Consider the following 17,960-nt stretch of genomic DNA (forward strand, 5'->3'; position numbering starts at 1 on the left):
CCCGGCGCATGTTAAGCTATAGGTAACCGCTTTACGTCGGAGGGGCGCCCCACTTTGCGTGTCGGCATAAACGGACTGACCTGGGCGCTGGTCGTCGGGGTGGTGATCGGCCTGGCCCTGACGCCGGACGGGCGCGGCTGGCTGCGTCATCCCACCCTGATGCTGGGCGGATCGGCCGTCGCCTCGGCCAGTCCGCCTGAGAACCGCGCGCCTTCGCCCGAAACCGCGGCGCCGCCCGTCGCGCCGACGCCGGCCGTTCAGCCCCTGGTCACGCCCTTGAAGGCGCGACTCGCTGAGGGGCGTCTGAGCGTGGGGGTGTTCGGCGACTCCATAGCCGACGGCTTGTGGGCCGCCCTCTATCGCGATCTCAACCACCAACCCGGCGTGACGGTGACCAAGTTCAGCGAGGTCTCCACCGGTCTGTCGCGCTACGACTATGTGGACATTCAGGCCAAGACCGAGCGCCAGCTGCGCGAGACCCCGGTCGATGCGGCGGTGGTGCTGTTCGGCACGAACGACGCCCAGGGCATCAGCCTGGACGGGGTGATCCACGACTTCGGCACGCCGGGCTGGAAGGCCGCCTACGCCAAGCGGATCGACGACCTGGTCGGCCTGCTGCGCGCCAATGACGTCGCCGTCTATTGGGTCGGCCTGCCCAAGATGAAGCGCACCGGGTTCGACGCCAAGATGGCCGTGATTAATGCGGTGGTGCGCGAGCGGATGACGGCCCTGAACGTGCCCCTGATCGAGACGTCCGCCCTGACGGCGGATGCGGCGGGCGACTACGCCGCCTATCTGCCCGGCCCCAGCGGGCGGCCCCAGCTGATGCGCGCCAATGACGGCATCCACATGAGCATGGCCGGCTATCTTCGGATCGCCGCCCCGGTGGCCGAGCGGTTGAAGCGCGACGCCGGCCTGATCGAGGCGAAGACGGCCTATCCCCGGCTCGACACCCCGCCGACCGGCTGATCATGAGCCTGGGGGCCGTGGGGGCGGCGATACTGATCCTGGCGGGGCAGGCGGACGTGCAGGCCGGAACGGGCGCGGTCGCCTATAGGCCGGTCGCAGCGCCGACGCCGGGCGTGTCTTCGATCTGCCCGGACGGCCTGTGCGGCGAGGCGGCCCTGGAGGGGCTGTTCCAAGCTCTGGAGGCGACGGAGGCCGGCGCGCGCGACCGCCCCGTCCATATCCTGCAGATCGGCGACAGCCATACGGCCGGCGACCGGATCACCGGCGCCGTGCGCGCGCGCTGGCAGGCCCGGTTCGGCGTTGGAGGACGAGGCGTTCTGCCGCCGGGCGTCCCCTACGCCGGCTATGCCCCGATGCAGGTTGAGGTGACGACGACCGATTGGCCGCTGCGTACGGATGTGTTGTCTGGCGGGCGTCTGCCGGTCGGCGTCGGATTCACAGGCAGCGAGGCGGACGTCGCGGACGGCGCGGTGATGACCATCGCGGCCGAAAACAGCGCGGCCTTCGACAAGGTCCAAATCTGCGGAGAGGGTTGGCCGAAGGACGCCGAACTGGCTCTGACGGGTAGCGCGGGCTTGCGGACGATGGTGTTTCCCGGTTCCCGCGACGAAATCTGGCAACCCGTTTGTCAGACCGCGATGTTCGACACGCTCCAGACGCGGCTCGAGATTCGCCCGACGGGCAGGGTGAAAATCCATGACGTGCGGCTGACGCGACAGGGGCCGGGCGTGGAGCTGTCCAATCTCGGCGTCGTCGGAGGGACCGTTCAGGATCTGGTGCTGAGGAACGGCGACTGGACGCGATTGGAGCTGGACGCCTGGCGGCCGGACCTGGTCATCATCGCCTTCGGCGTCAATGATGGATTCGCGCCGAACTTCAACGCCGACGACTATGAGTCCTGGCTGCGCGGAGCCTTGGCGGTCCTGCCTTCGGGGCTGCCTGTACTGATCCTCGGCGCGCCGGAGGGACTGAAGGCCGGAACCGGCGGGCGGTGCGGCGGGCGGGCCGCGCCCGCATCTCTGGCGGTGGTCCGGGACGTGCAGCGTCGCGTCGCGAGCGAGACGGGCGTCGCATTCTGGGACTGGTACGGACGCATGGGAGGCGACTGTTCGGCGGAGCGGCTGGCGACTGCGCCTGAGCCCTATATGCGGCCCGACCGGGTGCATTTCACTTCCCCGGGGGCGGAGTGGATCGGCGGGGTGCTGAGCGACGATCTGCTGGCCGCCTATGACCGCTGGAAGGCGGCGAAGGGGGAGGCGGACTGATGCTGTTTCCGACCCTGGCCTTCGCGGTCTTCTTCCTGTTCGTCTATTTGGTCAGCTGGAGCCTGGATCGAGAGAACGGGCGGCGCAAACTGTTCCTGCTGCTCGCCAGCTGGTTCTTCTACGCCCAGTGGGACTGGCGGTTCGTGGGGCTGCTGATCGTCTCGGCCGTGCTGAACTGGGGCGTGGCGGCCCTGATCGTGCGCAGCGACCGGGCGGGACGGCGCAAACTGTGGGTGGGTCTGGGCGTGGCGGCCAATCTGCTCATCCTGGGCTTCTTCAAGTATTACGGCTTCTTCGTCGAACAGGCTGTTGATCTGCTTGCCCAATTCGGTTGGGAGCGGGACCTGCCCCTGTTGCAGGTGGTGCTGCCGGTGGGGATCAGCTTCTTCACCTTCCAGGGCATCAGCTATGTGGTCGACGTCTATCGCGGCAAGACGGCGCCGGCCGAGAGCCTGCTGGACGTCATGCTGCTGATGAGCTTCTTCCCGCATCTGGTGGCTGGACCCATCGTGCGGGCCTCGGACCTGTTGCCCCAGTTCGCCCGGGTGCCCAGGCTGACGCGCGAGATGGCGACCCATGGGCTGCTGCTGATCGTCTGGGGCCTGTTCAAGAAGGCCGTGATCGCGTCCGAGCTGGCGACGCGGCTGGTGGATCCGGTCTTCTTCGATCCTGCGGCCTATGGGGCGATCGACATAGCGGCGGCGGTCTATGCCTATGCAGTTCAGATCTACTGCGACTTCTCGGCCTATTCGGACATGGCCATCGGCGTCGCGGCCCTCTTGGGCTATTCCTTCCCGCGCAACTTCGACCAGCCGTACCGGGCGGCCTCGATGCAGGCCTTCTGGCGGCGGTGGCACATCAGCCTGTCCAGCTGGCTGCGCGACTATCTGTATGTGCCGCTGGGCGGGGGGCGCAAAGGGCTTTGGTCGTCGTGCATGAATGTGATGATCACCATGCTGCTGGGCGGGTTGTGGCACGGGGCGGCCTGGACCTTCGTGGCCTGGGGCGCCCTGCACGGCGGGGCGCAGGTGGTGGAGCGTTTAGGGCGCGCGTTGGTCAAGGACCGCAAGGTCGTCCCGACCTGGCTGGGGGTTCTGATCACCTTCCACGTCGTCTGTCTGGGCTGGATTCTGTTCCGCGCCGAAACCTTCGATCTGGCGATGCAGATGTTGGTCGGCCTGGGTCGGTTCGAGGGCTTCAGCCTGTTGACGCCCTTTGTGCTGGCGTTGATCGTCGGCGGACTGGCGATGCACGGACTGCCGCCGCGCGCGGTGGAGGGGCTGGCCGAACGGCTGAAGACGGCGCCGTCGCCGACCCTGGGCATCCTCATCGGACTGGCGATCCTTCTGGTCGAGGCGATGCGGCCCGAGGGCGTGGCGCCCTTCATCTATTTCCAGTTCTGAGGCCTTGATCCGACGATGAGCGAGCCGACGGACCCGATCGACCCCTTTCCCACCCGCGCCCAGCCGCCGGTGTCGCCGTTTCCGCCGCTGGAGGAGCCGACGGCCGCCGATCCGCCCAGCGACTGGATCGACGCCGCCGACGCCCATGACTTGCCGACGCGGGAGAACGCCCTGGTCGCCCTCGGTCGTTTCGCCTTTCCCCCCGCCCCGCCGTTGGACGAGGAAGGGGAGGCGGCGCGCGCGCGGCGGTGGACCAGCCAGACCGTGCTGGTCGCCTGCGTCTTCCTGATGATCTTCAACGCGGGATCGGTGCAGAACTGGGCGCGCCAGCAGCCGCCGGGCTGGACTCAGTCAACGATTGATCGACTCGCGACGGTCTGGGTCGAACAACTGGCTCTGCTGGGGGCGGACCAGCCGGTCGAGGGGCTGCGGCAGCTGTGGCGCGAGGCGCAGACGCTGCGGTTCGACGGCGGCCGGGACAAGGCGGCGCCGGACGCCTGAGATCGCGCCGACGGCCAAGGCCGGCGCGATCTTTCGGTGTGGAGCCGGCTTAGTTGACGGTCGCCTTGACGATCTTGCCGGGGCTGCGCGGCGGCTCGCCCTTGGGCAGGGCGTCGACGTGTTCCATGCCGGACTCGACCACGCCCCAGACGGTGTACTGACGGTCCAGGAAGGTGGCGTCGTCGAAGCAGATGAAGAACTGCGAGTTCGCGCTGTTCGGATCGGCGGTGCGGGCCATGGAACAGACGCCGCGCACGTGCGGCTCGGCCGAGAATTCCTGCTTCAGGTTCGGCTTGTTGGAGCCCGAGGTGCCGGTGCCGGTCGGATCGCCGCCCTGGGCCATGAAGCCGGGGATGACGCGGTGGAAGACGACGCCGTCGTAGAAGCCTTCCGAAGCCAGTTCGGTGATGCGGGCGACGTGGTTGGGGGCCAAGTCGGGGCGCAGCTTGATGACCACGTCGCGGGCTTCGCCGTCTCCGGTGTCCAGGGTGAAGGTCAGGGTGTCGGCCATTTCGGTCGTCCTCTCGGGGTTGATTTGAGGCGGGACATAGCCCGCAACGCCGGTCGGGGCTATGTGGGAACGATGAGTGAAGACGAAAAGCCTCAAGAACGCCGTCGAATGGTGCGGCCGCCCAGCGGCGGAACGGCCGCCGGTCGCGGCATGGGCACGAAGATGAAGACGGCCGACACCAAGTCCATGTCGAGCCAGCAGTGGATCAAGCGCCAACTGTCCGACAAATGGTCCGAGCGGGCGCGGGCGGAGGGCTGGCGTTCGCGCGCCGCCTTCAAACTGATCGAGATCGACGACAAGTTCCGCCTGATCAAGCGCGGGTCCAAGGTCATCGACCTGGGCGCGGCGCCGGGCGGCTGGGTCCAGGTGGCGCTGAACCGGGGCGCGGGCGCCGTGGCCGGGGTGGACCTGTTGATGATCGAGCCGATCCCCGGCGCGACCCTGCTCCAGGCCGACTTCACCCACCCCGGCGTGGATCAGCAGCTGATCGAAGCCATCGGCGGACAGCCGGACCTGGTTCTGTCGGATATGGCGCACAACACGGTCGGCCACCGCCAGACCGACCACCTGAAGATCATCGCCCTGATCGAAATCGCCGCCGACTTCGCCATCCGCACCCTTCGGCCCGGCGGCGCCTTCGTCTCCAAGAACTTCCAGGGCGGCGACGCCGGGGGCGTTCTGGCGCGACTGCGCGAGGAGTTCGAGACGGTGAAGTACGTCAAGCCGGAGTCCAGTCGGAAGGACAGCGCCGAGGTGTTTCTGGTGGCGTTGAATAAGCGCTAGGCGGCCTTCAGGCCGTCGCGGGTCTACGGGCCGCGCGGCGTTCTTCCATCCGCGACCAGACCCGGTCGTGCAGGGTGAAGAAGACCGTCTGAACCAGGGGCTCGATGACGCCGATGGCCAGGGCGGCGCGGATGTCCTGGGTCAGGGCGAAGGCCACCAGGACGGCGACGGTGAAGTGCATGACGCCATAGGTCACGGTCTTGACCGCCACCTGTTTCAGCGAGCGGGGCAGGGCGTGGCTGTGGCCATGGCCGTGGTTGTCGTGGACGCGGGCCTGTTCCTCGGGCGACATGATGTCGAGCCGAGCGGTGAAGGCCTCGGCCGCCTCTTCGATGTTCGAGGCCATGCGACGGCGTTCGATCCGGTGCCAGACGCGGTCGTGGATCGAATAGGCGATGGTCTGGAAAAAGGGCTCGACCATGCCCACGGCCAGGGCGATGCGCCAGTCGCGGGTGATGGCGAAGGCCACCAGAATGGCCACCACGAGGTGCATGACCCCGTAGCTGGCGATCTTCAGGGCCAGTTTTCGCGCGGTGCTGAGGATGACGCCGACCATGATGCGAGAATGGTCATTGGGGCGCTGGGTTGCAAACCAATAAAATCTATCGGGTCCATAAGCCGCAAGACCCTTGCCGTAGCCCCCCGCACCCCGTTATACGCGGCCCGCAAAACGGAGACTCCCCATGGAGATACGCGAAGGACTGACCTTCGACGATGTTTTGCTGGAACCCGGCCCGTCCGAGTTCATGCCGGCGATGGTCGACGTCTCGACCCAGCTGACGCGCGACATCAAACTGAACATACCGCTGCTGTCGTCCGCCATGGACACGGTGACGGAAAGCCGCCTGGCCATCGCCATGGCCCAGTCCGGCGGCCTGGGCGTGCTTCACCGCAACATGACCATCGAGGAGCAGGCCGATCAGGTCCGCGCCGTGAAACGCTATGAGAGCGGGATGGTGGTCAATCCGGTGACGGTGAGCCCCACGACGACCCTGGGCGAGGTGCGCGAGATCGTCGAACGCAAGAAGATCACCGGCTTCCCTGTGGTCGATCCCAAGTCCGGCAAGCTGGTCGGCATGCTGACCCACCGGGACATGCGTTTCGAGAGCGATCCGAACGTCACGGCCGCCTCTCTGATGACCACCGGCGACCTGATCACGGTGCGCGAGGGCGCCGGCCGCGAGGAGGCGCGCGAGCTGCTGCGCACCCGCAAGATCGAGCGGGTCATCGTGGTGGACGAGGATTATCGGGCCGTCGGCCTGATCACCATGAAGGACATCGAGAAGGCCCAGGCCTTCCCGTACGCCGCCAAGGACGAGCAGGGCCGGCTTCTGGTCGGCGCCGCCTCGACGGTCGGCGACGCCGGCTTCGAACGGGCCATGGCCCTGGCGGAGGCGGGCGCCGACGTGGTGGTGATCGACACCGCCCACGGACACTCCGCCTCGGTCGGCCAAGTGGTCGAGCGGATCAAGCGCGAGAACAACCGTATCCAGATCATCGCCGGAAACGTCGCCACCTATGATGCGACGCGGGCCCTGATCGACGCGGGCGCCGATGCGGTGAAGGTCGGGATCGGTCCCGGCTCCATCTGCACCACCCGCATCGTCGCGGGCGTAGGCGTGCCCCAGCTGACGGCCGTGATGGACGCCGCGCGGGCGGCCAAGGGATCGGGCGCCTCGGTGATCGCGGACGGCGGCATCAAATATTCGGGCGACCTGGCCAAGGCCATCGCGGCCGGCGCGAACGTGGCCATGATGGGCTCGATGTTCGCCGGCACCGATGAGAGCCCCGGCGAGGTCTTCCTGTATCAGGGCCGGTCCTACAAGTCGTACCGCGGCATGGGTTCGGTGGGCGCCATGGCGCGCGGCTCGGCCGACCGCTATTTCCAGAAGGAAGTCTCGTCCGAGAAGCTGGTGCCCGAGGGCATCGAGGGCCAGACGCCTTACAAGGGGCCGATCGGTCCGGTCCTGCATCAGCTCGTCGGGGGGCTTCGCGCCTCCATGGGCTATGTCGGCGCCGGCACGATTCCGGACTTCCAGGACCGCGCCCGCTTCGTGCGCATCACCGGCGCCGGCCTGCGGGAAAGCCATGTCCACGACGTGATGATCACGCGCGAGGCGCCGAACTACAGACAGGGGTAAGGCCATGACGACCGAACTGACCTATCTGGCCCTGACGCTCATCCTGGCCCTGGTCCACATTCTGGCGCCGGCCCTGGGGCGGACGGCGCAGTTCGGTCTGGCCTGGAACGCCGGCGCACGCGATACGCCGGCCGGGCCGTCCCGCCCGGTGGTGGGGCGCCTGGAGCGGGCGCAGTCGAACCTGTTCGAGACCCTGCCACTGTTCATCGGCGCGGTGCTGATCGCCCATGTGGTCGAGGCCTCCGGACCCCTGACCCTGTGGGGGACGACCCTCTATTTCTGGGGCCGCGTCGTCTATTTGCCGCTCTACGCCCTTGGCGTTCCCTATATCCGGTCGCTGGTCTGGCTGGTCTCGATCGTGGGACTGGTCATGGTGCTGGCGTCCCTGTTTCTTCTGAAAGCCTAGATTGACCCCAGCCGCCCGTCTCGCCGCCGCCGCCTCCGTTCTGGACGCCATCGCCCAGGGCCGCCAGCCGGCGGAAACCGTCCTGAAAGCCTGGGGGGCCGCCAACCGATACGCCGGGTCCAAGGACCGGCGCGCCATCGCCGACCGCGTCTACAAGGTGCTGCGGGCGCGCGGCCGCCTGTCCTGGATCATGGGCGGGCGCGAGGACGGCCGGGCCCTTGTGATCGGGTCCCTGCACGCCATCGACGGCCTGTCGCTGGAAGAGATCGAGGCCCTGCACGCGGGCGACGGCTACGGCCCGCGCCCCCTGTCGAAACAGGAGCGCAGCCGGATCACCGCGGGGGAGGGGGAGCTTCCCGGCTGGGTCGCCGCCGGCCTGCCCGACTTCGTGGTCGAGGATTTCAAGGCGACCTTCGGCGACGGTTGGGCCGAGGAGGCCCACGCCCTGATGGCGCCGCGCGCCCCGATCGACCTGCGGGTCAATGAGGCGGCGGCCACGGTGGATCAGGTCGAGGCCGAACTGCGTGAGGCCGGCCTGGAGCCCGCCCGCACCCCCTGGTCGGCCTGGGGCCTGCGCCTGCCCAGCGAACCGCCGCCCAACATCCAGGCGCTGGACGGGTTCAAGGCCGGCAAGTTCGAGATCCAGGACGAGGGCAGCCAGGTCGTCTGCTGGCTGGCCGGGGCGCAACCCGGCGCGACGGTGGTCGACTATTGCGCCGGCGGCGGCGGCAAGACCCTGGGTCTGGCCCAGGCCATGAAGGGGCAGGGGAGGCTGACGGCCTCCGACGTGGTCAACAAGCGGCTGGAGAACATCCGCCCCCGCCTCCAACGCGCCGGCGTCGAGGCGGACCTGGTCCTGATCGGTCAGAACGGCGGGGGGCTGGAAGCGCTGAACGGAGAGGCCGATCTGGTCTTCGTCGACGCCCCCTGTTCGGGCTCGGGCACCTGGCGGCGTCGGCCCGAGGACGCCTGGCGTCTGACGGCGGACGAGGTCGAAAAGCTGCACGCCCTTCAGGTTCGCATTCTGGGCCAGGCGACCAGGTTGGTGAAACCGGGCGGCCGTCTGGTCTATGTCACCTGTTCCATGCTGGCGCGCGAGAACGAGGCCAGCGCCGACGCCTTCGAGGCCGCCCATCCCGAGTTCAAACCGGTTCCCGTCGCCGATCTGCTGGCCGCGCCGCAACTGACCAAGGCCGCGCAGGTCAGGATCGCGGAATGGGCGTCGGGCGCGCGTCTGCGGCTGTCGCCAGCCTCGGCGGATACTGACGGCTTCTTCGCCGCCGTCTATCAGCGGGCCGTTTGATGGGGGCGGGGCCGACGCGGCACGGCGGGGTTTCGGTCCTCTATGTCATGGCTGCGCCCGCCGAATACGGCGACTGTCTGCGCGCCCGCATCCAGCCCCTGATGACCGGCGTCGGCCCGGTGGAGGCCGCCGTGGCCCTGACCGCCGCCTTGGCCCGGCTGGAGGCGGCGGGCGATCCGCCCGACCTGATCGTGTCCCTGGGGTCGTGCGGCTCGCGGGTGCTGGAGCACGCCTGCGTCTACCAAGCTTCTTCGGTCGCCTATCGCGACATGGACGCCAGCCCTCTCGGCTTTCCCAAGGGGGTGACGCCTCTGCTGGACCAGCCTGCGGTCCTGCCCCTGCCTTGCCCCATCCCGGGCCTGCCGACCGCCACCCTGTCGACCGGCGCGAACGTCGTCTCCGGCGCCGCCTATGACGCCATCGACGCCGAGATGGTGGATATGGAGACCTGGGCCCTGGTCCGGGCGGCCCAGACCTTCGGCCTGCCCCTGATCGCCCTGCGCGGCGTGTCGGACGGTCGGAGCGAGCTGAAGGCGTTGGAGGACTGGACCTCCACCCTTTGCCATGTGGACGAGAACCTGGCCGCCGCCCTGGACCGTCTGATCGCCGTCCTGGAGGCCGACGGCCTCGCCGCGCTTGAAATTCCGGCCTTACACGGCCAAGACCCCGCGCAACCTCCCGCCCCGGATTCGATCACGCCATGACCACGCCGCACGACCACCGATCAGTCCTCATCGTCGATTTCGGCAGCCAGGTGACCCAGCTGATCGCCCGCCGCCTGCGCGAGGCCAGCGTCTATTGCGAGATTCACCCGTTCCAGAAGGCGGAACAGGCCTTGGCGGCGATGAAGCCTGCCGCCGTCATCCTTTCGGGCGGGCCCGAGAGCGTCCACGAAGAGGGCAGCCCCCGCGCGCCCCAGGCCGTGTTCGAGGCCGGGGTGCCGGTCCTGGGCATCTGCTACGGCGAAATGACCCTGTGCGAACAGCTGGGCGGCAAGGTCGAGGGCGGCCATACGCGCGAGTTCGGCCGCGCCGCCATCACGGTTCAGAAGGATTCTCCCCTGCTGGCCGGCCTGGCGCCGGTGGGCGAGGATGAGGAAGTCTGGATGAGCCACGGCGACAAGATCGTCGCCATCCCCGAGGGCTTCGACGTGGTGGCCTCGTCCGAGGGCTCCCCCTATGCGGTGATCGCCGACGAGACGCGGCGCTTCTACGGCGTCCAGTTCCACCCGGAAGTGATGCACACCCCGCGCGGCCACCAGATGCTGAAGAACTTCACCCACGGCATTGCGGGGCTGAAGGGCGACTGGACCATGGCCGCCTATCGCGACGAGAAGATCGCCCAGATCCGCGAACAGGTCGGCGACGCCAAGGTGATCTGCGGCCTGTCCGGCGGCGTCGACAGTTCCGTCGCCGCCGTGCTGATCCACGAGGCCATCGGCGACCAGCTGACCTGCGTCTTCGTCGACACCGGCCTGCTGCGCAAGGACGAGGCGAAACAGGTCACCACCCTGTTCCGCGAACACTACAACATCCCGCTGATCCACGTTGACGCGTCGAAAGAATTCCTGGGCGAGCTGGCCGGGATTTCCGACCCGGAAACCAAGCGCAAGACCATCGGCCGCCTGTTCATCGAAGTGTTCGACCGCGAGTCCGCCAAGATCGAGGGCGCCGAATTCCTGGCCCAGGGCACCCTCTATCCCGACGTGATCGAGAGCGTCTCCTCGTCCAGCGGCAAGGCCCACGTCATCAAGAGCCACCACAATGTCGGCGGCCTGCCCGACTATATGAAGCTCAAGCTCGTGGAGCCCTTGCGCGAACTGTTCAAGGACGAGGTCCGGGCGCTCGGCCGCGAACTGGGCCTGAGCGACGCCTTCGTCGGCCGCCACCCCTTCCCGGGACCGGGCCTGGCCATCCGCATCCCCGGCGAGATCACGCCCGAGGCGGTCGAGACCCTGCAACAGGCCGACGCCATCTATCTGGAGGAAATCCGCAAGGCGGGCCTCTACGACGACATCTGGCAGGCCTTCGCCGTCCTGCTGCCGGTCAAGACCGTCGGCGTCATGGGCGACGCGCGAACCTATGAAAAGGTGCTGGCCCTCCGAGCCGTCTCCTCCACCGACGGCATGACCGCCGACTTCTACCAGTTCCCCTGGGACCTCCTGGCCAAGACGGCGACCCGCATCATCAACGAGGTCCGGGGCGTGAACCGCGTGGTCTACGACGTGACGTCCAAGCCGCCGGGGACGATCGAATGGGAATAATTCGGGCCTTTCGGGAGCTTTCGAGAACGCTTCCGAAATGGGCTGTAAGTTGCTGACGCGAAAGTGAATTCTGTCGAGACCCTTCGGAGCCTTTCGGAGGGTCTTTTTTTCGTGATGCCGACCTGTCTGACGGTATCGCGCTCCGTTGCTCCCATGGATTCCGGCTCATACCGTCTGGGCCACGGCGAGCCGTTGACGGTATTCTTTTCAAGCAAGACGCTGAAAAGGCGAGAAAATATCGACCTCGAACCGCCGATTTCCGGGCCTGTCCGGTGCGAGGAGGTTTTACCGTGCTTACCGATGCCGCTCTGAAGAATTTGAAGCCTAAATCAAAGCCTTACAAGAGTACCGACAGGGACGGCTTGTACGCCTACATCTCGCCCGGGGGAGCGATCTCGTTCCGCTACGACTATCGCTTCAACGGTCGGCGAGAGACGCTCACCCTGGGGCGCTACGGACGGGGCGGTCTGAGCCTCTCGCAGGCGCGGGAACGTCTGTTCGAGATCAAGCGGACCATCGCGGACGGCGTGTCGCCCGCCCTGGAGAAGCAGCGCGCCAAGCGTCGTCTGAAAGAGGCGCGCAGCTTCGAGCATGTCGCCCAGCGTTGGATGGACACCGCACCGATGGCGGACAGCACACGGAACATGCGCCGGTCGATCTTCAATCGCGAGGTGCTGCCGCAGTGGCGAAACCGCCTGCTTAGCGAGATCACTCCCGACGACATCCGGGCGCACTGCAAGACCATCGTGGACCGCGGCGCGCCGGCGACGGCGATCCATGTGCGCGACATCGTCAAACAGATCTACGCCTGGGCGATTCTGCACGGCGAGAAGATCGACAATCCGGCCGACGGCGTCGGGCCGGCGTCGATCGCGACCTTCCGGCCGCGAGACCGCAGCCTGTCGCCGAGCGAGATCCGCATCATGCTGGGGCTTCTCGGAGAGGTGGCGACCCTGCCGACCATCCGGCTCGGGCTGAAGTTCATCCTGCTCAGCATGGTGCGAAAGAGCGAACTGCAGGATGGCGTCTGGCCAGAAGTGGATTTCGAGAACGCCGTCTGGTCGATCCCGGCGGCGCGGATGAAGCGCTCCCGGCCCCACAACGTCTATCTGTCGACCCAGATGCTCGACATCCTGATCGCCCTGAAGACCTGCGCGGGGAACTCCAAATACATCCTGCCGTCGCGCTACGACGCGGACGCGCCGATGTCGCGGGCGACCTTCAATCGCGTGACCTCCGCCATCGCCGCGCTGGCGAAGAAGCGGGGACTGCCTTTGGAGCCGTTCACCGTGCACGACCTGCGACGGACGGCTTCGACCCTGTTGCACGAGATGGGGTTCAACTCGGACTGGATCGAAAAGGGCTTGGCTCACGAGGAGCGGTCGTCGCGCGGGGTCTACAACAAGGCGGAGTTCGAGATGCAGCGACGGCATATGGCGCAGCAGTGGTCGGACGCGGTCGAGGCCTGGGAGGCCGGGCGGACGTTCACGCCGGTGCTCAGTGTGCCGGAGGGAGAGGGACCTCGCTTCGATCCAAAGTTCTGACGGGTCGGCTGACGCGTCGGCGGACATCGGGCGGCGGGGCGCGGCGGATCGGCTGGTTGCGGCGCCGCTCGAGCCACGCGTCGACCTCGGCCAGGTCCCAGACCACGCAGCGGGGCGTCAGAAGGAACCGCTTCGGAAACTCGCCCCGGCGCTCCATCTCCCAGATGGTGCTGTCGGCGAGCGGCACCATCTGGTGCAGTTCAGGTTTCTTGATCGTGCGGCGTAGGGGTGGGCTGGCCTGGGCCATCGAAATCTCCGCTTTGCTGGGAGAATCGAACCCGAAAGATTGCGACAGGCCTAGCCGTATCCTCTCCACCGTAGGCTTGCGCATCCCCTGGCATCAGCGGCTTGAATACTTCCGTATTTCGACTAATGCGGAACTATGGAAGCCGAAGCCTCGATTCTCGCTCTCGCTGCCCTGGCGCAGTCGACCCGGTTGGAGGCGTTTCGTCTCCTGGTCCGTCACGAACCGGAGGGCCTGCCGGCCGGTGACATCTCCAATCACCTCGCCATCCCGGCCAACACGCTTTCGTCCCATCTGGCCGTCCTAAGCCGGGCGGGGCTGATCCAGTCGGAACGTCGCAGCCGGTCGATCATCTATCGGGCCGACCTGGACCGGCTTCGCGACCTGGTCCTGTTCCTGCTCAAGGACTGCTGTGGGGGCAGGGCGGACCTGTGCGAGCCGCTGTTGGCAGACCTCGCGCCCTGTTGCTCGTGAGGACGCCATGGACATCGTAATCTATCACAACCCCGCGTGCGGGACGTCTCGCAACGCCTTGGAGCTGATCCGGCACGTCGGGATCGAGCCTCACGTAATCGAGTATCTGAAGACGCCGCCGTCGCGCGCCATGGTCGCTTGGCTGGCCGGGCGGACCGGCGCGCCGCTGCGTGACCTGCTGCGGGAGAAGGGCACGCCCTTCGCCGAGCTGGGTCTCGAGAACCCCGACCGGACGGATGAGCAACTGCTCGATGCGATCGAGGCCCATCCGATCCTGCTCAACCGTCCGATCGTCGTCGGTCCCCTGGGGGTTCGTCTCTGCCGCCCGTCGGAGGCCGTGCTGGACCTGCTGCCGGTCGAGAACCTGAAGCCCTTCACCAAGGAAGACGGAGAGGTCGTCATCGACGCCGACGGCCGGCGGGTGGGACGATGACCGAAGCGCCCGCCAGGTCGCCACGCCGCCTGTCGTTCCTTGATCGCTGGCTGACGGTGTGGATTTTCGCCGCCATGGCCGTCGGCGTTCTGCTCGGAACCATGGTGCCGGGCCTGCCCGCCTGGGTCGACAGCCTCTCGGTCGGTACCACCAACATCCCGATCGCCATCGGCCTGATCCTGATGATGTACCCGCCGCTGGCCAAGGTCCGCTATGAGGCCTTGCCGCGCGTGTTCGCCGACAAGCGGGTCCTCGCGCTGTCGCTGGTCCAGAACTGGATTCTGGGTCCGGTGCTGATGTTCGCTCTAGCGGCGATCTTCCTGCGCGATCAGCCGGAATATATGACCGGCGTGATCCTGATCGGCTTGGCGCGCTGTATCGCCATGGTGCTGGTCTGGAACCAGTTGGCCCGAGGCGACAACCAGTATGTGGCCGGTCTCGTGGCCTTCAACTCGATCTTCCAGATCCTGTTCTTCAGCCTCTATGCTTGGCTCTTCCTCACCGTTCTGCCGCCGCTGTTCGGCCTGCGGGGCAGTGTGGTGGACGTCAGCGTCTGGACCATCGCCGGCGCCGTTCTCGTCTACCTCGGTCTTCCCTTCCTGGCCGGCTTCCTGACCCGGCGCAGCCTGATCGCCCGCCGCGGGGCCGACTGGTACGAGCGGCGCTTCCTGCCGCGCATCGGACCGATCACCCTGATCGCCCTGCTGTTCACCATCGTGGTCATGTTCAGCCTGAAGGGCGGCGAGGTGGTGGCCCTGCCGCTGGACGCCCTGCGCATCGCCATTCCCCTGACCATCTACTTCCTCGTCATGTTCGTGGTCAGCTTCCTCATGGGCAAGTTGATCGAGGCCGACTACCCGCGCACGACCGCCCTGGCCTTCACGGCGGCCTCCAACAATTTCGAGCTGGCCATCGCGGTCGCCATCGCGGCGTTCGGCCTGGCCTCGCCGGTCGCCTTCGCCGCTGTCATCGGCCCGCTGGTGGAGGTGCCGGTGCTGATCCTGCTGGTGTCGGTCGCCCTCTGGATGGGCCGGCGGTGGTTTCCGGACACGGCCCCGCCGGCGGACGCCGCCTGATGGTCGTGCTGCATCTCCTGGACGCGGATGACGCCGGCCTGATCGCGGCCCTGCAGGGCGAGGGCCTGCCGGAGCCCGGGGCCGGCCGCTACTTCCGAGCCGACGACGACAGCGCCCTGGCCGGCTACGTCGGCCTGGAAGGAGAGGGGCGGGACCTGCTGCTGCGCTCCCTGGTCGTACTCGCTGGCCTGAATTCGCGGGGGCTCGGGAGCCGGATCCTGAGCGCCGCCGAGGCCGCGGCGAGCGAGCTGGGCGGAGAACGGCTCCACCTGCTCACCACGACGGCCGAGCCCTTCTTCGCCCGGCGCGGCTTCGCCGCCGCAGATCGGGCGGCCGCGCCCGCCGCGATCCGGCGAACCCGCGAGTTCGCAGACATCTGCCCGGCCTCGGCCGCCTATCTGACCAAGGATCTCGGATGATCTTCGCCCGCCTGCGGCCGCTGCCGGATCCCGATCATCTGCCGGCCCTGGACGCGGCCTATCTGTCGAGCAACCCGGCCGCCGGCCTGGGTCCGCACGACCACCCGCCACGCATCCTTCTCCTGTACGGGTCGCTGCGCGAGCGCTCCTATTCGCGGCTCTGCGTCGAGGAAGCGGCCCGCTTGCTGCAGCGCATGGGATGCGAGACCCGCATCTTCGACCCCTCCGACCTGCCTCTGCCGGGCTCGCCCGGCGACGACGACCATCCGGCGGTGCGCGAGCTGCGCGAGCACGCCCTGTGGTCGGAGGGCATGGTCTGGTGCAGTCCGGAACGGCACGGCCAGGTCTCCGGACTGATGAAGCTGCAGATCGATCACCTGCCATTGAGTTTGGGCGGCATGCGCCCGACCCAGGGCCGCACGCTCGCGGTGATGCAGGTGTCGGGCGGTTCCCAGAGCTTCAACGCCGTCAACACCCTGCGCCTTCTGGGCCGCTGGATGCGGATGATCACCATTCCCAACCAGTCGAGCGTGGCCAAGGCCTTTCAGGAGTTCGACGAGGCCGGCCGGATGAAGCCTTCGGCCTACTATGAGCGCATCGTCGATGTGATGGAGGAGCTGGTGCGCTTCACTGTCCTCACTCGACCGCACGCCACCCAGCTCGTGGACCGCTACTCCGAGCGCAAGGCGGCCGGCAGTCCGGTCGAGGCCGCAGCGGATCTCTCCGCCATCGCCATCGCGCGTCAGGCGTGAGGCCGCGTCGGCGGCGCCTTGCGGCGTCGCGCGCCTGGCAAAGGTGGTAATTCGCCACTTCTGGCGAATTAGGCGGGTTGTTGGCGGTAACTCGCCAGATGTGGCGAATTGCGATCCTCCCTGTTGAGGCTCGGGTCTTGAGCGACCGACCTGGCGAAGTGCCGTGCCGGCGTCGTGCGGTCCCGCCTATCCTCGATCGACCAGCGAATAGCTTGTGCTGCGCCCGCCGCCTTCATCCTTCACGAGGATGCCCCGCCCCACCAGATCGTTGATGTCGCGCAGGGCCGTGTCGGGCGAGGACCTCGTCAGCGCCGCCCATTTGGTCGAGGTGAGCTTGCCTTCGAAGCCGTCGAGCAGCCGGTTGATGACCGTGCTCTGGCGCTCGCTCAACGTCTGACCTGCTAGCGCCTCCCAGAAGCGCGCCTTGCGCATGACATGCGTCAGGGTGGTTTCCGCGCCATCGAACGCGCGATCGAGGCAGCCGAGGAACCAGTCCAGCCAGAGGGACACGTCCAGCGCGCCTTTCTGGGTCGCCTCCAGGGTGGCGTAGTAGTCCTTGCGCTCCAGCCTGATCTGGGCGGACATGCTGTAGAAGCGTTGAGCGCTTTTCTCGGAGCGGGCGAGCGCCATGTCGGCGATCGCCCGCGCGATCCGGCCGTTCCCGTCGTCGAACGGGTGGATGGTCACGAACCACAGGTGGGCGATCGCGGCCTTGAGGACCGGATCCGTCCGCGGCTCGTCATTGAACCAGTCGAGGAACGCCCGCATCTCGTCCTGCAGACGGTCGGCAAGGGGCGCTTCATAGTGCACGCGCTCTCGTCCGAAGGGGCCCGAGACGACCTGCATCGGGCCGGAGCTCTCGTTGCGCCAGGCGCCGACGACGATCCTCGTCATGCCGCTGCGCCCGGTCGGAAACAGGGCGGCGTGCCAGGCGAACAGCCGTTCCTCGGTGAGCGGAGACGCAAAGTTCTGGGTCGCGTCGAGCATCATTTCGACGACGCCTTCGACGTTGCGATCCGCGGCGGCGAGGGCCCCGATATCCATGCCGAGGCGGCGGGCGATGGAGGATCGCACCTGATCCTTGTCGAGCAGCTCGCCTTCGATTTCGCTGGATTTCAGGACATCTTCGGTAAGGGTCTCGAGGACGGCTTCAGCGCGGAGGTCGAAGCCGAGCGTGTGCATCCGGCCAAGCAGAAGGCCCTGGCGATGACGGACGGCTGCGAGGCGATCGGCAAGCGCGTCAGCGCGCCAGTCCAGACGCGGCCAGCCTTCGATCTCATGGATGTATTGCGCCATTCCCCGCACTCCTTGCGGAGAATATGGGCGCCATTCGCCGAAAGAGCAAGGTTATTCTCCGCGCGAAGTGCGGAGAATAGGGCGCCTAATCTCCGCACCAAGGGTGGTCTCCGCACGCTATCGGCTGCGGCCCCGCACCTTGGGTATCCGCGGACTGCGCGGCTATCGGCGCCCAAG

At 67.5% G+C, this 17,960-nt stretch carries 20 protein-coding genes; 16 read left to right on the top strand and 4 right to left on the bottom strand.

The features are described 5' to 3' along the window. Window positions 1-54 precede the first annotated feature (54 nt). From ACZ5M6_RS07685 to ACZ5M6_RS07700, 4 genes are read left to right on the top strand one after another with little or no spacing between them, the layout of a single operon-like run. Window positions 55-969, top strand: coding sequence for an SGNH/GDSL hydrolase family protein (locus tag ACZ5M6_RS07685; RefSeq protein WP_464160071.1), 915 nt, complete (start codon window positions 55-57; stop codon window positions 967-969). Window positions 970-971: 2 nt separating this feature from the next. Next, complete coding sequence (locus ACZ5M6_RS07690) at window positions 972-2,234, top strand: GDSL-type esterase/lipase family protein (RefSeq protein WP_464160072.1); 1,263 nt, start codon at window positions 972-974, stop codon at window positions 2,232-2,234. After that, window positions 2,234-3,637, top strand: coding sequence for an MBOAT family O-acyltransferase (locus ACZ5M6_RS07695; RefSeq protein WP_464160073.1), 1,404 nt, complete (start codon window positions 2,234-2,236; stop codon window positions 3,635-3,637). The genes ACZ5M6_RS07690 and ACZ5M6_RS07695 overlap by 1 nt, the downstream gene beginning before the upstream one ends. 15 nt (window positions 3,638-3,652) lie before the next feature. After that, window positions 3,653-4,138 carry a hypothetical protein gene (locus tag ACZ5M6_RS07700; protein WP_054765238.1) on the top strand — a complete coding sequence of 162 codons (486 nt, stop codon included), beginning with the start codon at window positions 3,653-3,655 and terminating at the stop codon, window positions 4,136-4,138. A 49-nt stretch (window positions 4,139-4,187) separates the two neighbouring features. On the opposite strand, the gene ACZ5M6_RS07705 is transcribed toward ACZ5M6_RS07700, so the two are convergent. Then, window positions 4,188-4,649: a peptidylprolyl isomerase gene (locus tag ACZ5M6_RS07705; RefSeq protein ID WP_182713702.1), complete on the bottom strand. Its 462-nt coding sequence runs from the start codon at window positions 4,647-4,649 to the stop codon at window positions 4,188-4,190. Window positions 4,650-4,721: 72 nt separating this feature from the next. On the opposite strand from ACZ5M6_RS07705, the gene ACZ5M6_RS07710 reads away from it, so the two are divergent. Continuing rightward, the gene (locus ACZ5M6_RS07710) at window positions 4,722-5,432 is read left to right on the top strand and encodes an RlmE family RNA methyltransferase (protein ID WP_182713701.1); all 711 of its coding nucleotides are present in this window, start codon (window positions 4,722-4,724) and stop codon (window positions 5,430-5,432) included. A gap of 7 nt (window positions 5,433-5,439) precedes the next feature. On the opposite strand, the gene ACZ5M6_RS07715 is transcribed toward ACZ5M6_RS07710, so the two are convergent. Further along, window positions 5,440-5,988: a DUF2061 domain-containing protein gene (locus ACZ5M6_RS07715; RefSeq protein WP_054765241.1), complete on the bottom strand. Its 549-nt coding sequence runs from the start codon at window positions 5,986-5,988 to the stop codon at window positions 5,440-5,442. A 127-nt stretch (window positions 5,989-6,115) separates the two neighbouring features. Here ACZ5M6_RS07715 and guaB point away from each other — a divergent pair, with 127 nt between their 5' ends. The 6 genes from guaB (at window position 6,116) to ACZ5M6_RS07745 (ending at window position 13,089) form a co-directional block, all read left to right on the top strand. Then, window positions 6,116-7,573, top strand: a complete 1,458-nt coding sequence (guaB, locus tag ACZ5M6_RS07720; RefSeq protein ID WP_464160074.1) for an IMP dehydrogenase — start codon at window positions 6,116-6,118, stop codon at window positions 7,571-7,573. 4 nt (window positions 7,574-7,577) lie between these two features. Beyond that, window positions 7,578-7,979, top strand: coding sequence for an MAPEG family protein (locus ACZ5M6_RS07725; RefSeq protein WP_152949845.1), 402 nt, complete (start codon window positions 7,578-7,580; stop codon window positions 7,977-7,979). Between the two features lies 1 nt (window position 7,980). Next, a complete protein-coding gene (locus tag ACZ5M6_RS07730; RefSeq protein WP_464160075.1) occupies window positions 7,981-9,282 on the top strand; it encodes an RsmB/NOP family class I SAM-dependent RNA methyltransferase in 1,302 nt (433 codons plus the stop codon). Then, window positions 9,282-9,986 carry a 5'-methylthioadenosine/S-adenosylhomocysteine nucleosidase gene (locus ACZ5M6_RS07735; protein ID WP_054765245.1) on the top strand — a complete coding sequence of 235 codons (705 nt, stop codon included), beginning with the start codon at window positions 9,282-9,284 and terminating at the stop codon, window positions 9,984-9,986. Before ACZ5M6_RS07730 ends, ACZ5M6_RS07735 begins: the two co-directional genes overlap by 1 nt. After that, complete coding sequence (gene guaA / locus ACZ5M6_RS07740; protein WP_464160076.1) at window positions 9,983-11,545, top strand: glutamine-hydrolyzing GMP synthase; 1,563 nt, start codon at window positions 9,983-9,985, stop codon at window positions 11,543-11,545. Before ACZ5M6_RS07735 ends, guaA begins: the two co-directional genes overlap by 4 nt. A 290-nt stretch (window positions 11,546-11,835) precedes the next feature. Next, window positions 11,836-13,089: a tyrosine-type recombinase/integrase gene (locus ACZ5M6_RS07745; RefSeq protein WP_055808164.1), complete on the top strand. Its 1,254-nt coding sequence runs from the start codon at window positions 11,836-11,838 to the stop codon at window positions 13,087-13,089. Here ACZ5M6_RS07745 and ACZ5M6_RS07750 read toward each other — a convergent pair. Beyond that, window positions 13,043-13,336: a helix-turn-helix transcriptional regulator gene (locus tag ACZ5M6_RS07750; protein WP_464160077.1), complete on the bottom strand. Its 294-nt coding sequence runs from the start codon at window positions 13,334-13,336 to the stop codon at window positions 13,043-13,045. The genes ACZ5M6_RS07745 and ACZ5M6_RS07750 overlap by 47 nt on opposite strands. A gap of 135 nt (window positions 13,337-13,471) precedes the next feature. Between ACZ5M6_RS07750 and ACZ5M6_RS07755 the strand changes: the two genes are divergently transcribed. From ACZ5M6_RS07755 to arsH, 5 genes are read left to right on the top strand one after another with little or no spacing between them, the layout of a single operon-like run. Next, entirely contained in the window at window positions 13,472-13,807 is a 336-nt protein-coding gene (locus tag ACZ5M6_RS07755) for an ArsR/SmtB family transcription factor (protein ID WP_017505590.1), read from the top strand. A 7-nt stretch (window positions 13,808-13,814) separates the two neighbouring features. Next, entirely contained in the window at window positions 13,815-14,240 is a 426-nt protein-coding gene (gene arsC / locus ACZ5M6_RS07760) for an arsenate reductase (glutaredoxin) (protein WP_017505589.1), read from the top strand. Continuing rightward, window positions 14,237-15,316, top strand: a complete 1,080-nt coding sequence (gene arsB / locus ACZ5M6_RS07765) for an ACR3 family arsenite efflux transporter (protein ID WP_464160078.1) — start codon at window positions 14,237-14,239, stop codon at window positions 15,314-15,316. Before arsC ends, arsB begins: the two co-directional genes overlap by 4 nt. Then, window positions 15,316-15,735, top strand: coding sequence for a GNAT family N-acetyltransferase (locus ACZ5M6_RS07770; RefSeq protein ID WP_003169309.1), 420 nt, complete (start codon window positions 15,316-15,318; stop codon window positions 15,733-15,735). Before arsB ends, ACZ5M6_RS07770 begins: the two co-directional genes overlap by 1 nt. Continuing rightward, window positions 15,732-16,487, top strand: coding sequence for an arsenical resistance protein ArsH (gene arsH, locus ACZ5M6_RS07775; RefSeq protein WP_003169308.1), 756 nt, complete (start codon window positions 15,732-15,734; stop codon window positions 16,485-16,487). The genes ACZ5M6_RS07770 and arsH overlap by 4 nt, the downstream gene beginning before the upstream one ends. Window positions 16,488-16,673: 186 nt before the next feature. Here arsH and ACZ5M6_RS07780 read toward each other — a convergent pair whose 3' ends face one another. Continuing rightward, entirely contained in the window at window positions 16,674-17,783 is a 1,110-nt protein-coding gene (locus ACZ5M6_RS07780) for a Fic family protein (RefSeq protein WP_128115441.1), read from the bottom strand. Between the last annotated feature and the right edge of the window lie 177 nt (window positions 17,784-17,960).

This window comes from Brevundimonas sp. Br13, assembly GCF_055391505.1.

Bases quoted from the DNA above. Each gene is read 5' to 3' on its own strand.
- ACZ5M6_RS07710 (WP_182713701.1), top strand. From the start codon at position 4,722: ATGAGTGAAGACGAAAAGCCTCAAGAACGCCGTCGAATGGTGCGGCCG.
- ACZ5M6_RS07725 (WP_152949845.1), top strand. From the start codon at position 7,578: ATGACGACCGAACTGACCTATCTGGCCCTGACGCTCATCCTGGCCCTG.
- guaA (WP_464160076.1), top strand. From the start codon at position 9,983: ATGACCACGCCGCACGACCACCGATCAGTCCTCATCGTCGATTTCGGC.
- arsC (WP_017505589.1), top strand. From the start codon at position 13,815: ATGGACATCGTAATCTATCACAACCCCGCGTGCGGGACGTCTCGCAAC.
- ACZ5M6_RS07690 (WP_464160072.1), top strand. From the start codon at position 972: ATGAGCCTGGGGGCCGTGGGGGCGGCGATACTGATCCTGGCGGGGCAG.
- ACZ5M6_RS07780 (WP_128115441.1), bottom strand. From the start codon at position 17,783: ATGGCGCAATACATCCATGAGATCGAAGGCTGGCCGCGTCTGGACTGG.
- ACZ5M6_RS07750 (WP_464160077.1), bottom strand. From the start codon at position 13,336: ATGGCCCAGGCCAGCCCACCCCTACGCCGCACGATCAAGAAACCTGAA.
- ACZ5M6_RS07735 (WP_054765245.1), top strand. From the start codon at position 9,282: ATGGGGGCGGGGCCGACGCGGCACGGCGGGGTTTCGGTCCTCTATGTC.
- arsB (WP_464160078.1), top strand. From the start codon at position 14,237: ATGACCGAAGCGCCCGCCAGGTCGCCACGCCGCCTGTCGTTCCTTGAT.
- ACZ5M6_RS07695 (WP_464160073.1), top strand. From the start codon at position 2,234: ATGCTGTTTCCGACCCTGGCCTTCGCGGTCTTCTTCCTGTTCGTCTAT.
- guaB (WP_464160074.1), top strand. From the start codon at position 6,116: ATGGAGATACGCGAAGGACTGACCTTCGACGATGTTTTGCTGGAACCC.
- ACZ5M6_RS07705 (WP_182713702.1), bottom strand. From the start codon at position 4,649: ATGGCCGACACCCTGACCTTCACCCTGGACACCGGAGACGGCGAAGCC.
- ACZ5M6_RS07700 (WP_054765238.1), top strand. From the start codon at position 3,653: ATGAGCGAGCCGACGGACCCGATCGACCCCTTTCCCACCCGCGCCCAG.
- arsH (WP_003169308.1), top strand. From the start codon at position 15,732: ATGATCTTCGCCCGCCTGCGGCCGCTGCCGGATCCCGATCATCTGCCG.
- ACZ5M6_RS07755 (WP_017505590.1), top strand. From the start codon at position 13,472: ATGGAAGCCGAAGCCTCGATTCTCGCTCTCGCTGCCCTGGCGCAGTCG.
- ACZ5M6_RS07715 (WP_054765241.1), bottom strand. From the start codon at position 5,988: ATGGTCGGCGTCATCCTCAGCACCGCGCGAAAACTGGCCCTGAAGATC.
- ACZ5M6_RS07770 (WP_003169309.1), top strand. From the start codon at position 15,316: ATGGTCGTGCTGCATCTCCTGGACGCGGATGACGCCGGCCTGATCGCG.